The sequence below is a fragment of the Nonomuraea sp. NPDC049646 genome, from assembly GCF_044465525.1.
GTDB lineage: Bacteria > Actinomycetota > Actinomycetes > Streptosporangiales > Streptosporangiaceae > Nonomuraea.
On sequence record NZ_JBITLU010000009.1, the window covers coordinates 276,806 to 291,236 of the forward strand.

12 protein-coding genes are annotated in these 14,431 nt (G+C 70.0%); 8 read left to right on the plus strand and 4 right to left on the minus strand.

Translation table 11 applies throughout. The annotated features are described in order from the left end of the window. The 5 genes from ACIBQ8_RS27705 to ACIBQ8_RS27725 all read left to right on the plus strand — a co-directional run. The coding region (locus ACIBQ8_RS27705; protein WP_397193338.1) for an RDD family protein at positions 1-1,124 on the plus strand (1,124 nt) is incomplete at its 5' end. 106 nt (positions 1,125-1,230) lie between these two features. Beyond that, positions 1,231-1,719, plus strand: coding sequence for an RDD family protein (locus tag ACIBQ8_RS27710; protein WP_397178522.1), 489 nt, complete (start codon positions 1,231-1,233; stop codon positions 1,717-1,719). A gap of 525 nt (positions 1,720-2,244) precedes the next feature. After that, the gene (locus tag ACIBQ8_RS27715; RefSeq protein ID WP_125641669.1) at positions 2,245-2,577 is read left to right on the plus strand and encodes an Lsr2 family protein; all 333 of its coding nucleotides are present in this window, start codon (positions 2,245-2,247) and stop codon (positions 2,575-2,577) included. 1,137 nt (positions 2,578-3,714) lie between these two features. Further along, positions 3,715-6,216, plus strand: a complete 2,502-nt coding sequence (locus ACIBQ8_RS27720; RefSeq protein WP_387671502.1) for an ATP-dependent Clp protease ATP-binding subunit — start codon at positions 3,715-3,717, stop codon at positions 6,214-6,216. 1,576 nt (positions 6,217-7,792) lie between these two features. Further along, the gene (locus tag ACIBQ8_RS27725; RefSeq protein ID WP_357702269.1) at positions 7,793-8,731 is read left to right on the plus strand and encodes a TIM barrel protein; all 939 of its coding nucleotides are present in this window, start codon (positions 7,793-7,795) and stop codon (positions 8,729-8,731) included. Positions 8,732-8,857: 126 nt separating this feature from the next. Here the strand turns inward: ACIBQ8_RS27725 and ACIBQ8_RS27730 are convergent, their stop codons facing one another. Next, the gene (locus tag ACIBQ8_RS27730; protein ID WP_352325873.1) at positions 8,858-9,328 is read right to left on the minus strand and encodes a MarR family winged helix-turn-helix transcriptional regulator; all 471 of its coding nucleotides are present in this window, start codon (positions 9,326-9,328) and stop codon (positions 8,858-8,860) included. 113 nt (positions 9,329-9,441) lie between these two features. Here ACIBQ8_RS27730 and ACIBQ8_RS27735 point away from each other — a divergent pair, with 113 nt between their 5' ends. Both ACIBQ8_RS27735 and ACIBQ8_RS27740 read left to right on the plus strand, forming a co-directional pair. Beyond that, a complete protein-coding gene (locus tag ACIBQ8_RS27735; protein WP_397193339.1) occupies positions 9,442-9,765 on the plus strand; it encodes a cupin domain-containing protein in 324 nt (107 codons plus the stop codon). Between the two features lie 58 nt (positions 9,766-9,823). Beyond that, positions 9,824-10,240 carry a cupin domain-containing protein gene (locus ACIBQ8_RS27740; protein WP_397193340.1) on the plus strand — a complete coding sequence of 139 codons (417 nt, stop codon included), beginning with the start codon at positions 9,824-9,826 and terminating at the stop codon, positions 10,238-10,240. Between the two features lie 7 nt (positions 10,241-10,247). On the opposite strand, the gene ACIBQ8_RS27745 is transcribed toward ACIBQ8_RS27740, so the two are convergent. Next, positions 10,248-11,123 (minus strand): A/G-specific adenine glycosylase, encoded by an 876-nt coding sequence (locus ACIBQ8_RS27745; protein WP_397178525.1) that lies wholly within the window; start codon positions 11,121-11,123, stop codon positions 10,248-10,250. Between the two features lie 78 nt (positions 11,124-11,201). On the opposite strand from ACIBQ8_RS27745, the gene ACIBQ8_RS27750 reads away from it, so the two are divergent. Beyond that, complete coding sequence (locus ACIBQ8_RS27750; protein WP_397193341.1) at positions 11,202-11,873, plus strand: hypothetical protein; 672 nt, start codon at positions 11,202-11,204, stop codon at positions 11,871-11,873. An 11-nt stretch (positions 11,874-11,884) separates the two neighbouring features. Here ACIBQ8_RS27750 and disA read toward each other — a convergent pair whose 3' ends face one another. Both disA and radA read right to left on the minus strand, forming a co-directional pair. Then, the gene (gene disA, locus ACIBQ8_RS27755; RefSeq protein ID WP_397178527.1) at positions 11,885-12,985 is read right to left on the minus strand and encodes a DNA integrity scanning diadenylate cyclase DisA; all 1,101 of its coding nucleotides are present in this window, start codon (positions 12,983-12,985) and stop codon (positions 11,885-11,887) included. Positions 12,986-13,001: 16 nt separating this feature from the next. Continuing rightward, on the minus strand, positions 13,002-14,408 hold the full coding sequence (gene radA, locus ACIBQ8_RS27760; RefSeq protein WP_397178528.1) for a DNA repair protein RadA: 1,407 nt from the start codon (positions 14,406-14,408) through the stop codon (positions 13,002-13,004). Between the last annotated feature and the right edge of the window lie 23 nt (positions 14,409-14,431).

A 14,431-nucleotide genomic window follows, 5' to 3' on the forward strand; every position in this document is an offset into this window, starting at 1 on the left:
AGTACGGTCAGCAGGGTTACGGCCAGCAGCCCCCCTCCGGCCAGCAGTACGCCCAGCCCGGCTACGGTCAGCAGGCCGCCTCCGGTCAGCAGGGCTACGGCCAGGAGGCCCAGTACGGCCAGCAGGCCGGCGCGGGTCAGCAGGGCTACGGCCAGGACGCCCAGTACGGACAGCAGGCCGCGTCGGGTCAGCAGGGCTACGGCCAGCAGCCCCAGTACGGCCAGCAGCCGCAGTCACAGCCCGACTACGGTCAGCAGCAGGGCTACGGCCAGCAGCCGCAGTCCTCCGGCCAGCAGTACGCCCAGCCCGGCTACGGTCAGCAGGCCGCCTCCGGCCAGCAGGGCTACGGCCAGGAGGCCCAGTACGGCCAGCAGGGCTACGGCCAGCAGCCGCAGTCCGACTACGGCCAGCAGCAGGGCTACGGCCAGGAAGCCCAATACGGCCAGCAGGGCGGCTACGCCCAGCAGCAGTACGGCGACCAGCAGCAGGGTTACGGCCAGCAGTACGGCGACCAGCAGCAGTACGGCCAGGCATACGGCCAGCAGCAGCAGTCGCAGCCCTACGGCCAGCCCGGCTACGGCCAGCCCTACGGTCAGCCCGTCGGCGTGCAGCCTCCTGGCGCTCCGGCCCCCCTGGCGGAGTGGTGGCAGCGTCTGGTCGCGAGGATCATCGACGGCGTCATCCTCGGCGTCGTGAACTTCGTGGTCAGCCTCATCCTGGGCCTGTTCGCGATCGGTTACGACTCGGCGACCGGCTCGACCTCCGGCATCCTGTCGGGCTTCGTCATCGGCATCCTGTCGGCGATCGTGACGACCGCCGTCTGGGTCTGCTACGAGTTCTTCCTGACGAAGATGAACGGCCAGACGGTCGGCAAGATGGTCATGGGGATCAAGGTCGTGCCGGTGGGCCAGGCCCTGCCTCCTGGCGGGCTCGCGTCCGACCTGGCGATCAAGCGCGCCGGCGTCACCTGGGGCGGCTACATCCTGAGCGTCATCCCGTTCCTCGGCCCGCTGCTCGCCTGGGCGTGCGTCGCGGTCAACGGCGCCTCGCAGCTGTGGGACAAGCCGCTGCAGCAGACGTTCGCGGACAAGTTCGCGGGCACGGTGGTCGTGAAGATCAAGTAATCCCGCGTCAGCGTAAAACAGGGGCCGGCTTCCCGCCGGCCTCTGTTTTGTGTGTGCGGGGCGTACCAAAATGGGGGGGACGACCGCCGACCACGTGAGGTGGGATATGGCCGGGACACCGTCGTGGCCGGGCGCCGTGCCCGCGGAATGGTGGGAACGCCTCGCCGCCCGCTTCATTGAGGCGCTGGTCTTCGGGGTCTTCTATTACATTCTGTTCATCGCGCTGTGGGGCGTCTTCCGAACTGTCGGGATGGCGGAGGCGTTCGAGGGGCGGCTGCCCGGCCTCTTGGCCTGGTTCCTGGCCGGTCTGGGTTATACCGCCTATGACTGGCGGGCCCATTGCCTGCGCCGGCGGACCTTCGGCCAGGCGATCATGAGGATTCGCCTGGCGCCGGACGACCTTCCGCGTGGCGCCCTGCTGAAACGGGCCCTGGTCTATCCCGGGCCTGTCATGCTGATGGGCATTCCGGTGGTCAATCTGCTGGCCGGAATGCTGCTGTTCGGCGTCGGGCTGCTCATCCTGATCGACAAGCCGTTGGAGCGCGGGCCGCATGACAGGCTGGCCGGAACGCGGGTGGTAAAAGATCTTCGTTGAGGCATCCGCACCTGGGAAGATGCCTTTTCGCAAAATTTTCCCTTGATCCGGTAAGGAGCCTGGAGAGACTGGCATTAGGCTATGGGACGTCCGGGTTGCCGGATGTCGGTGCCCCTGCTCCCTGAGGGCGACTGTGTGTGGCTATGGTCGGTTCCGGGTGAGTTGTCACCTAGGCGTCATGAGCGTCCGGCGTGCTCCCGCAGGTCCCGCAGGTCGCGCCGGGATGCGTATTTAGCGCCCCCGAAACCCTGCTAGCCCTGGAGGCGAGGACGAATGGAAGCCGTAACAGACGTATTGTCAGCGCTCATCCCCCCGGTCGTGGTCGGCGGCGCCTTCATCTTTGGCGCGGTGAAGTTGCTGCGATCGGAGGCCGCCGGCCGACGGGCAAACCACCAGGATCAGGCCGAGAACCAGAACTGATCTGCCAGTCAGCCGAATCCCCGTAGCGCTGAATTGTCTCCGCGCCTTTCCGGGTATATGTTTGGGCGAGCGAATGAAACAATGCTCCGGGAAAGGATTGCGTAGATGGCCAAGCAGATCCAGGAGATTCTCATCGATGACCTCGATGGGGGCGAGGCCAATGAGACGGTCAGCTTCGCTATTGACGGCTCCTCCTATGAGATTGACCTCAGCGACGTTAACGCCAAGAAGCTGAGGGACGCACTCACGCCTTTCGTGCAGCACGCCCGCAGGGCAGGAGCCGTGTCCGCCCGTCGCCGTGGTCGCGGCGGCAACCGTGCGATGAGCCGCGAGAAGAGCTCGGAGATCCGGCAGTGGGCCAAGGCCCACGGTCTGCCGGTCAGCGAGCGCGGCAGGATCGCCTCCACCGTCGTGGAGAAGTACGAAGCGGCTCACTGAGCCTCGTCGAGAGAGCCATCTCCTGACCATGCGCTTATGCCGTTCGCCTAGGACCCCGGCGAGCGCCATAAGCGCATGATCGTTTTTGTGGGGAGTTCGTGAATCCCCTGACCGCTTGTTGATCTTCTAATTCGCCCAAATGTGGGCGTATTGACCACTCGTGTCGTGTCGCCGGACAAGGTGCCGCGCGGGAGTGGAACGTGCCGGGCTTTGCGGTCGGCGTCCGTGTCAATTCCCGGGCGCCGCCGGGCTCGCCGCCGTCTTGGTCGCCCGGGTTCGTCACCCGCGTTCGTCAGCCGCGGCCGGAACGGGCCAATGCCGTCACCCGCCGCAATCTTCCGTTCCCGGCTCCTGCGGCGTACGCGCAAAGCGGTGACGCTCCGCCACGCAAACGGGCGGCCGGTCCTTCTGAAGCGCTGTCGTAAGCCCTCTTCCGGTACCGGGTACTTCCGCCTTCTTACGGTCTTGTGCGGGGTTCTCGGAGCTTGTCGGTGCTTGTTCGAGGCTCTCTTGGGGCCTCTGTTCGGGCCTCTCTTCGAGCTTCTCGGTGGGCCAGGCCGGGGACGGCCGGCAAAACGCGGGCGTGCGGCTGGTGGGACACCGTGGAAAACCGGTGGCCTCTCCCGTGTGCCGCGCATTGTCCCGTCGCAGGACCCCCGTGCGCACCGGCGATCGGTAACCCGGCTGACCCGATGGGGAATAGGCGCGCCGTGCGTTGCGTGCCGAGTTGTGCTCAGGGCGTAGCGCCCGCGCTTGGACGCGGTTTGGAGCAGCACATACGATGATTACGTAACAGATACGGGCGCGGGCATCGGGAGATGCGTGGCCGGCGGGCACCCCAAGGCCGGCTTCGCCCCGGCGTCCGACGGCCGATCCGTGTTGGTCCGCCCTGGGCCGCGGGCGTCGAATTCCAGGCGCTTCGGGGAAGCGCCTAAACATCGTTCGCTTGCGGCGTATCGGGAACACGTCACCCCCGAACAGTAGTTGGATAGAGGGTGAACGCCCTGCTCTCGGGGAACGTCTCTGCTATAGAGCGTGTCAGCGGCAGTGGGCACGGTTCGCCGAGCCAGGGCTAGCATGCGGGATGACGGGACCGGATTTACCGGCCTGACTGACCGCTCTGTGAGGAGCGACGAGATGTTCGAGAGGTTCACCGACCGAGCGAGGCGTGTTGTCGTCTTGGCCCAAGAAGAGGCCAGGATGCTCAACCACAACTACATCGGCACTGAGCACATTCTTCTTGGTTTGATCCATGAAGGTGAGGGCGTAGCCGCCAAGGCTCTGGAGAGCCTCGGCATCAGCCTTGAGGGTGTGCGCCAGCAGGTCGAGGAGATCATCGGCCAGGGCCAGTCGGCTCCGTCGGGGCACATTCCGTTCACCCCGCGGGCCAAGAAGGTCCTCGAGCTGTCGCTCCGTGAGGCTTTGCAGCTGGGTCACAACTACATCGGCACCGAGCACATCCTGCTCGGGCTCATCCGCGAGGGTGAGGGTGTGGCCGCCCAGGTGCTGGTCAAGCTTGGAGCTGATCTCAACCGTGTCCGGCAGCAGGTCATCCAGTTGCTCCACGGTTACCAGGGCAAGGAGCCGGCCGCCGCGGGTGGTCCCCAGGAGTCGGCGCCGTCCACGTCCCTGGTGCTCGACCAGTTCGGCCGCAACCTGACCCAGGCGGCCCGCGAGGGCAAGCTCGACCCGGTCATCGGCCGTGAGAAGGAGATCGAGCGGGTCATGCAGGTCCTCTCCCGGAGGACCAAGAACAACCCCGTGCTGATCGGCGAGCCCGGCGTCGGCAAGACCGCCGTCGTCGAGGGCCTGTCGCAGAAGATCGTCAGGGGCGAGGTGCCCGAGACGCTGAAGGACAAGCAGCTCTACACGCTTGACCTCGGCGCCCTGGTCGCCGGCTCCCGCTACCGCGGTGACTTCGAAGAGCGCCTGAAGAAGGTGCTCAAGGAGATCCGCACGCGCGGCGACATCATCCTGTTCATCGACGAGCTGCACACGCTCGTCGGCGCGGGCGCCGCCGAGGGCGCGATCGACGCCGCCAGCATCCTCAAGCCGATGCTGGCCCGTGGCGAGCTGCAGACGATCGGCGCCACCACCCTCGACGAGTACCGCAAGTACCTCGAGAAGGACGCCGCGCTGGAGCGCCGCTTCCAGCCGATCCAGGTGGCCGAGCCCTCTCTCAGCCACACGATCGAGATCCTCAAGGGTCTGCGCGACCGCTACGAGGCCCACCACCGCGTCTCCATCACCGACGACGCCCTGGTGGCCGCCGCGCAGCTGGCCGACCGCTACATCAGCGACCGCTACCTGCCCGACAAGGCGATCGACCTCATCGACGAGGCCGGTTCCCGGATGCGCATCCGCCGGATGACCGCTCCGCCGGACCTGCGCGAGTACGACGAGAAGATCGCCAACGTCCGTCGCGACAAGGAGTCCGCGATCGACGCGCAGGACTTCGAGAAGGCCGCTGCGCTCCGCGACCAGGAGAAACAGCTCCAGCTCAAGCGCGAGCGGCGGGAGAAGGAGTGGAAGGCCGGCGACATGGACGTCGTGGCCGAGGTCACTCAGGAGCTCATCGCCGAGGTCCTGGCGACCGCCACCGGCATCCCGGTCTTCAAGCTGACCGAGGAGGAGTCCCAGCGCCTGCTCCGCATGGAGGACGAGCTCCACAAGCGGATCATCGGCCAGGACGACGCCATCAAGGGCCTGTCGCGGTCCATCCGGCGTACCCGCGCCGGTCTGAAGGACCCGCGCCGTCCCGGTGGCTCGTTCATCTTCGCGGGCCCGTCCGGTGTCGGTAAGACCGAGCTGTCCAAGGCTCTGGCGGAGTTCCTCTTCGGCGACGAAGACGCTCTGATCAGCCTGGACATGTCGGAGTTCATGGAGAAGCACACCGTCTCCAGGCTGTTCGGCTCGCCTCCCGGCTACGTCGGCTACGAGGAGGGCGGCCAGCTCACCGAGAAGGTGCGGCGCAAGCCGTTCTCCGTGGTCCTGTTCGACGAGATCGAGAAGGCCCACCCCGACATCTTCAACTCGCTGCTGCAGATCCTGGAGGACGGTCGCCTGACCGACGCCCAGGGCCGCGTGGTCGACTTCAAGAACACGGTCATCATCATGACCACCAACCTCGGCACCCGTGACATCTCCAAGGGCATCGGGGTCGGGTTCGCGAAGTCCAACGACACCGAGTCCAACTACGAGCGGATGAAGGCGAAGGTCCAGGAGGAGCTCAAGCAGCACTTCCGTCCCGAGTTCCTCAACCGCGTCGACGACATCGTGGTCTTCCACCAGCTGACGCCGAACGAGATCATCAAGATCGTCGATCTGATGCTCGCTCAGGTCGACGCCAGGCTGAAGGACCGCGACATGGGTCTCGAGGTCTCGCCGGAGGCCAAGCAGCTGCTCGCCGACCGCGGTTACGACCCGGTCATGGGCGCCCGGCCGCTGCGTCGTACGATCCAGCGCGAGCTGGAGGACTCCCTGTCCGAGAAGATCCTCTACGGCGAGCTCCGTCCGGGGCAGGTCGTGAAGGTGACGATCGAGGGCGAAGGCGACAACGCCAAGTTCGTCTTCAAGGGCGAGTCCGCCTCGACGGTCCCGGACTCGGCGGCGGCGATCGCCGCGCCGATCCAGCACTGATCACCCACACCGAAAACCCCCGCCCCGGCGGGGGTTTTCGCATTTCCCACCCCCTGCCCCCGCTCCCCACCTCCCCACCCCGACTCCGGCCCAGCTCTCGACCCCGGCCCAGCTCCCGACCTGCGGCTTTGGCCCTGGCTTCGGCTCCCGGCTCTCGACCGCGGCTCCCGGCCCCGACCGCTGGCCCCTCGGCTCGGTTCCCGACCGCGGCTGGGGCTCCTGACCCCGGCCCGCCCTGACTTCGGCCTGGGCCTCGGCTCGGGCTTCTGGCCCCGCCTCCCAGGCTCCGGCTCCCGACCCCGCTCCCGATTCCGGCCCCCGACCCCGCTCTCCGGCTTCGGCTCCCGACCCTGCTCCCGACTCCGGCCTGGCCTCCGCTCCGGCCTGGCCTCCTTTCCGGCTCCGGCTCCGGCTCCGGCTCCGGCTCCGGCTTCGGCCCCCGGCTTCGGCCCCCGGCTTCGGCCCTGGCTTGCGGCCCTGGCTTGCGGCCCTGGCTTCGGCTCCGCCTCGGCTCTCGACCGCGGCTGCGGCTCCTGATCCCGGCCCGGCTCCCGACCTGCGGCTTCGGCTCCGGCTTCGGCTCCTGGCTCCGGCCGCTGGCCGCGCCGCTCCGGTTCACGACCGCGGCTCCGGCTCCTGACCCCGGCCCTGGCCTCGGTCTTGGGGGCTGGGCCTTGGCTTCGGCCCTGGCTTCCGATCCGCCCCCGCCCCCACCCCGGCCCTCGACCCTCGACCCCGCCCCCGCCCCCGCCCCTGACCTGGACCGTCGACCGGGTGCTGGGGCTGCAGTGCCGCATGTCTTCAGGGGCCAGCGTTCTGCGGAGCCCTACTTCAGGTGCTGGTTCTCTGTGGCGCCGTTGTTGGTTCAGGTGTGGGTTCTTTGCGGCGGGGCCGGGCGGGACGAGACGCCGTACGCGGCTGAGGGCCTCTTGGGAACGGGATCGACGCCTGCATGTGCTGGCGGCTGGCTTCTGTGGCGCTGTCTTCGGCTTTGGGTGTTGGTTTCTTACTGCGGGGTCGGGGGGCCTTGGCGCCGTGCGTCGCTATGGGCTGCAAGGTGGTCCGCTGGGGCTGTTTGGGGGTTCTGTGTGGGTGCTGAGTGTTGGGTTGCGGGTGCGGCTTTCTTGCGGCGCGTGGGTGGGGCGGCCAGGTGTGCGTGGCTGAGGGCCTCAGAGGGGCGAGGGTGGAGCCCGTGCGGGGAGGCTGGTCGTGACGCGCGTGTATCCCGGGTGCGGGGGCCGTTCTGGCCGTCGATGAGAGGGCCGGGCCCCTTGTTCGCCCTTCATGGGCGGCCGCGGCGGCGTTGGGTTCGGGGGGCTGGGGTGGGTTGTTGCTTAATTGTTGGATGGGTGGGTACGCCGCCACCGGTAGTAGTACTACACTGCGTAGAGCATCGCCAAGTCTCATCCAAGTGATCCGCAAGAGCGTGTTCCTAGAGTCGGACCTGCTCCCTGGGGAGTAGTAAGGAATCAACTCAGGGCGGACGCGTGCGCCACCCGGAAGCAGGCATGCTCACACAGGGTTCGCGCGTCTGAGGCGGGCGACGGGAACACTCAAGCAAGCCGTGGAGGAACCGATGCGCCTGCGTCACAACGACGGAACGCTCGTTCACCTCGCCTACAACGCAGGCATCCACCCTGCCGAGGACCTGGAGAACCTGATCGCGCACCTGACCCGCTACGCGGTGCCGGTGCGCAAGAGGCTGGGCGTGGAGCGGATGGGCATCGGGCTGTGGTTGTCGCCCGGCGTCGCCGACCACCTCACGGCCGACCGCATCGAGCTCGTACGGCTGCGCCGCTCCCTGGAGGAGCGCGGCCTGGAGGTCGTCAGCCTCAACGGCACCGGCGGGCGCAACCAGGAAGTGCCCGGCCCCGACTGGGCCAAGCCCGAGCGCTACCGCTACACCATGGCGCTGGCCAAGATCCTGGCCTTCCTGCTGCCCGACGACGTACGGTTCGGCAGCATCTCGACGATCCCGATCGGCTGGCGTCGCGACTGGCCCGCCGACCTGCACGCCATCGCCACCCGCCGCCTGGAGCGGCTGGCCCGCGAACTGCGCGGCATCTACAGCGTGACCGGGAAGACCATCAGGGTCGGCTTCGAGCCGTGGCCGGGGTGCGTCCTGGAGACGACCGAGCAGGCGCTGGAGCGGGTGGGCGGCATCGACTCCGAGCACCTGGGCGTGTGCCTGGACGCCTGTCACCTCGCCTGCGGGGCCGAGGAGCCCGGCGCGGCGCTGAAGGGGCTGGCGGAGGCCGGTGCGCCCGTCGTCAAGCTGGGGCACGTGCACAACCACACGGGCGAGACGCCGAGCACCGGCGCGGTGCTGCACGACACGCTGACCGCGATGCTGTCGGGCGCGGTCAGCGGGAGCGCGCACATCGAGGTCGAGACGCACAACCTGTTCGTGCCGGGGCGCGCGAAGGGGCCGGGCGCGCTGGTGTCGCTGCTGGCCGAGGAGCTGGCCTGGGCCCGTACGAACCTGACCAGCCTCGGCCTGCAACTGGCCGCCTGACCAGCCTGGGGCCGTGCGAACCCGCCCAGCCTGGGCCTGTCCAAACCTGACTGGTCTGGGCGTGCGGCTGGCCGCCCAGACTGGGGTCGTGCGGACCTGATCGGCCTCGGTCGGTGGCTGGGATGTTCAGAGGCCGGCGAACCAGCCTGGTGTGTCCAGGCGCCACATGTTCGCCGGTGTCATCCTGCGCAGATCCGACTCCAGGGCCCGCAGGCGGTCCTCGCCCAGCTCCGCGGCCCATCGGGCGCGCAGGTCGTCGAAGATGCGGGCTGAGCGGTCGAGCGCGTCGACGCCGCGGGGCGTGAGGCGCACGATCTTGCGCCGGGTGTCGAAGTCGTCCCTGGTGCGCTCGACGTAGCCGGCGCGTTCCAGGGTCTCGATCGTCTTGCCCGCGGCCTGCTTGGACACGCCGAGGGTGCGGCCCAGGTCGACGGCGGTCGTGCCGCGGGTGCCGATCGCCTGCATGACGAACCCGTGGTTCGGACGGAGGTCCGGATGGCCCTGGCGGGCCAGCTCGGCGTGCAGCTCGTCGATGAGCGTGCGGAAGGCCAGCAGAAGTCGTAGAGGCAGTTCGAAGCCTGGGGTGTCGCTTGACAAGATAGACAACCTGGTTAACTATATAGACAACGTAGTTGCCTATCTTAAGGGGTTCGAACGTGTCTGTCATTCGTGACGCGGATTCCCGGCGTTCCGAGACCCCCTCCGGGGTCATGACCACCTTTGCCTCGCCGACGCAGGGCGGGGCCTCCCGCTCGCTCTGGCGGGTCGACGCGAAGCCGGGCGCGCAGGGCCCCCGGCACGACTTCGACAGCGAGCAGGTGTGGAGCTGGCTGGCCGGCGGGGCCACCGTCGAGCTGGGCGACGAGCGCTTCGAGGTCGGGCCGGGCGACACCGTCGTCATGCCCGCCCACGTGATGCGCAGGGTGCTGGCCGACGCGGAGGCCGGTTACGCGGCCGTCGTCACCGCCGCCGCGGACGCCAGGGCCCTCAGCGCCGAGGGCGGCGACCTCGGCACCCCGCCGTGGATCGCCTGATCACCACCGGAGCCGGCCGGCGCGCAGCCGTGCCCGCCACAGAGAAGGAGCTTGTGTGATGCCTGTCGTCATGTCCGCCGACGCCCGTGCGGTCCGTACGCCCAACGCCCTGATGACCACGCTCGCCTCGCCCACCCAGGGCCGGGCCGGGCAGGTCATGTGGCGGGTGGACGCCAACCCCGGCATGGAGGGCCCGGTGCACGCCGCCGACCGCGAGCTGGTGTGGACCTGGCTGGCCGGCGGCGCGGTCGTCGAGCTGGGCGGCGAGCGGTTCGAGGTCGGGGCGGGCGACACCATGGTCCTGCCGGCCGACGTGAGCCGGCAGATGTTCGCCGACCCCGAGCACGGGTTCGTCTCGATCGTGGTCGCGCCGCCGGGGGTGGAGGTCTACAACCCCGATGGCGAGTCCGCGCCCGACGCCTGCGACCTCGCGCCGAAGGGCACGGACCGCACCGTGCCCCCGTGGATGGCCTAACGACCGCTCAGGAGTGGGGCAGCCGGTACGTGCCGTCGTCGAGCACCTCGGCCAGGCCGTCGGCGACGAGGCCGTCGAGGGCGCGTTCGCGCTGGATCGCGTCGTCCCACACCACGTCGAGGGCCGCCTTCGGCACCGGGCCGTGGGCCGCGCGAAGCACCGCGAGCAGGCGGCCGCGGCACTGGCGGTCGGTGCCGGCGTACGTCTGGCCCTTGCGGGCAGGGCCGGTGTGGGGTGGTTTGCCGGCCAGCCGCCACGCGCACAGGTCGGCGATCGGGCAGTCGGCGCAGCGCGGCGAACGGGCCGTGCAGACCAGCGCGCCCAGCTCCATCACCGCCACGCCCCAGCGCGCCGCGCCCAGCTCGGGCAGCAGCGCCTCGGCCAGCCGCCGCTCTGCGGCCGAGGTGGCCGTGGGCGGGTACTCCTCGGCCCGTACGGCCCGCGCGAACACCCGCCGCACGTTGGTGTCCAGGACGGCGTGCCGGCCGCCGTACGCGAAGCTGGCGACCGCGGCGGCGGTGTACTCGCCGATGCCCGGCAGGGCCAGCAGCGTCGCGTGGTCGGCGGGCACCTCGCCGCCGTGCTCGTCGGCGATGGCGCGGGCGCAGGCGTGCAGGCGCAGCGCCCGGCGCGGATAACCGAGCCGGCCCCAATGCCGTACGGCCTCGCCCGGCGGCTCGGCGGCCAGCGACTTGGGAGTGGGCCAGCGGGCCATCCACTCCAGCCACACCGGCAGGACGCGGACGACCGGGGTCTGCTGCAGCATGATCTCGCTGACCAGCACTCCCCACGGGGTCGCGTCGTCGGCACGCCAGGGGAGGTCTCGGGCGTTGTCCTCGTACCAGTCCAGAACGGGGGCGTGCAGGAGGTTCGGCTCAACCACGCGGTCAAGCGTATTCGTAGACGGGCTCGTTCGGCGTGTCGTCACTGTTGGTAGCCGATCAATTACCATGCTGTGCCTATGGATCCGGATTCGATGGGTGGCGACGGCGGTGACGTCTACTGGCGGCGTCGCATGAGCGTGCTGGTGGCCGTGCTCGTCGTGGTGGCCGTGGTGGCGTGGGCGTGCTCCAGCGGGGGCTCCGGGCCGGAACGCTCGTCCAGCGCGCAGAGCTCACCGAGCGCGACGCCCGCCACCGATCCGCTGCTCGCGGGCCTGCGCACGCTCGCCATGGGGACGGCCAGCCCGTCGCCCACCCCCGCGCCCAAGGAGAGCCCGGCCGCCAAGCCGAGGCGGCCGGGGGAGCCGTGCCCGCAGGACAGCCTGGTGCTGAGCCTCCAGGGCGGCAAGGAGCCGATCTACACCGGCGCGGCGCGGCCGAGCTTCATCGTCACGCTGGTCAACACCGGGCCGGTGATGTGCACGGCCGACGTCGGGCCGCGGGCCATGGAGATCCGCATCACCTCGGGCGCCGACCGCATCTGGTCCACCGCCGACTGCGTCAGCGGGGTGGGCACCGAGGTCAGGGAGCTGCAGCGCGGGATCCCGTACGTGCGCACCCTGGAGTGGGACCGGCGCCGGTCGAGCGCCGACTGCCGCTCGACCTCGGCCTCCGCCCTGCCCGGCACGTACGTGGCCACCGCCCGCATGGGCGCGCTGCGCAGTGGCAAGGGCGTCTTCCACCTGCGGTGAGCGGCCCGGCCTCAGACGTAACGTTCGAGGATCGACGACTCCGCCAGGCGGGACAGGCCCTCGCGGACGCTGCGGGCGCGCGACTCGCCGACGCCGCCCACCTCCTGGAGGTCGTCGATGCTGGCCGCCAGCAGCTTCTGCAGGCCGCCGAAGTGGTTGACCAGGCGGTCGACCACCGTGGCGGGCAGCCGGGGCACCTTGGCCAGCAGCCGGAAGCCGCGCGGGCTCACCGGGCTGTCGAGCCGCTCGGCGCCGCCGTGGCCCAGCACGTGCGCCACGGCCGACAGGTCGAGCAGCTCGGAGCCCGACAGGTGGTCGAGGTCGTGCAGGGCCTCGACCAGGCGCTTCTGGCGGCGGCTCGCGGGGGCCGGCAGGTAGTCGCGCACGACCAGCTCGCGCTCGGAGTCGACGCCCGCCACCAGCTCGTCGAGCTGCAACGACAGCAGCCGGCCGTCGGTGCCGAGCTCGACCACGTAGCCCTTGATCTCGTCGGAGATGCGCCGGACCATCTCCAGGCGCTGGGCCACCGCCGACACGTCGCGAACGGTGACGAGGTCTTCGATCTCGAGCGCCGACAGGGTGCCGGAGACCTCGTCGAGCCGGTGCTTGTAGCGCTCAAGGGTGGCCAGGGCCTGGTTGGCCTTGGACAGGATGGCCGCCGACTCCTCCAGCACGTAGCGGATGCCGTCGAGGTAGAGGGCGATGATCCGCATGGACTTGCTGATCGCGATGATGGGCAGGCCCGTCTGCCTGGCCACGCGCTGGGCGGTGCGGTGGCGGGTGCCCGACTCGTCGGTGGGGATCGCGGGGTCGGGGACGAGGTGCACGGCCGCGCGCACGATCTTCTGGTCGTTGCTCACCACGATCGCGCCGTCCATCTTGGCCAGCTCGCGCAGGCGGGTGGCCGAGAACTCGACGTCGAGCTCGAAGCCGCCGCTGCAGACCTCTTCGACGGTCCTGTTGTGGCCGAGCACGATCAGGCCGCCGGTCTGCCCGCGCAGGATGCGCTCCAGGCCGTCGCGCAGCGGAGTGCCCGGCGCCACAGCGGCCAAAGCGTCGCGACGGCGGTCGTCAAGACTCCTGTCCACCTGACCCCCGTGTCGATTGGTCACGCCCAGCTTAGCCGTGCTATGTGACGTGCGTGAGTGCGTCCCAGACGTTCTCGGCCTGGACGACCTCGAACCCGGGGGCGAACGCCACCGGCCCGACGGGCACCAGAGCCCGCTGCCCGTTGCGCTTCCCGGCGCCCGTCTCCAGGGATCCGGCGGGCACGAGCGCCCGCTTGAACCCCAGCCTGGACGCCTCCGTCAGCCGCCTGCGCACGTCTTTGACCGGACGCAGCTCGCCCGCCAGGCCCACCTCGCCGAGCGCCACCAGACCGGGTGGCAGCGGCTTGTCGCCCGCGGCGCTCGCGACGGCGAGCATGACCGCCAGGTCGACGGCCGGATCGGCCAGCTTGATGCCGCCCACGGTGGCGGTGAACACGTCGCAGCCGCCGAGCCGGGCGTTGAGCCGGCGCTCCAGCACGGCGAGGATCATCTGGACGCGGTAGGTGTCGAGCCCCGAGGACGTGCGCCGCGGCTGCTGGGCCTCGGTGCGGGCCACGAGCGCCTGCACCTCGGCGGGCAGCGGGCGGGTGCCCTCGACGGTGACGGTGACGCAGGTGCCGGCGACCGGCTCGCTGCGCCGCGAGACGAACAGCCCGCTCGGGTCGGTGATGCCCTCGATGCCGCGCTCGTGCAGGTCGAAGCAGCCGACCTCGTCGGTGGGGCCGAACCTGTTCTTGATCGCGCGGACCATGCGCAGCCTGGAGTGGCGGTCGCCCTCGAAGTTGAGCACGACGTCGACCAGGTGTTCGAGGGTGCGCGGGCCGGCGATCGAGCCCTCTTTGGTGACGTGGCCCACGAGGACCGTGGCGAGGTTGCGCTCCTTGGCCATGCGCACCAGGTTGGCGGCCACCTCGCGCACCTGGGTCACGCCGCCGGGCACGCCCGTGGCCTGGGCCGAGCCGACCGTCTGGACCGAGTCGACCACCAGCAGGCTGGGCTCGACCTTGTCGACGTGGGTGATCAGCGCCGAGAGCTCGGTCTCGGCGGCGAGGTAGAGGTTGTCCTGGATGGCGCCGATGCGGTCGGCCCGCAGGCGCACCTGGGCCGCCGACTCCTCGCCCGTCACGTAGAGGACGGTGGTGCGCTCGGCGATGCGGGCCGCGGCCTCCAGCAGCAGCGTGGACTTGCCGATGCCGGGCTCGCCGGCCAGCAGCACCACCGCGCCGGGCACCAGGCCGCCGCCGAGCACCCGGTCGAGCTCGCTCACCCCGGTGGTGCGGGCCGCGGCCACCTCGGCCTTGACCTGGCCGATGGGCAGCGCGGGCCCGGTGGTCGCGCCGCCCTGGACGACGTTGACGCCGGCGCGCGCGCCCTCCTCGTCGACAGTGCCCCACGCCTGGCACTCGCCGCACCTGCCGACCCACTTGCTGGTGCGCCAGCCGCACTCGGCACAGCGGTAACCGGGCTTCTGCGCTGTCTTGGCCATGTCGAGCAGGCTAGCGGCCCGTG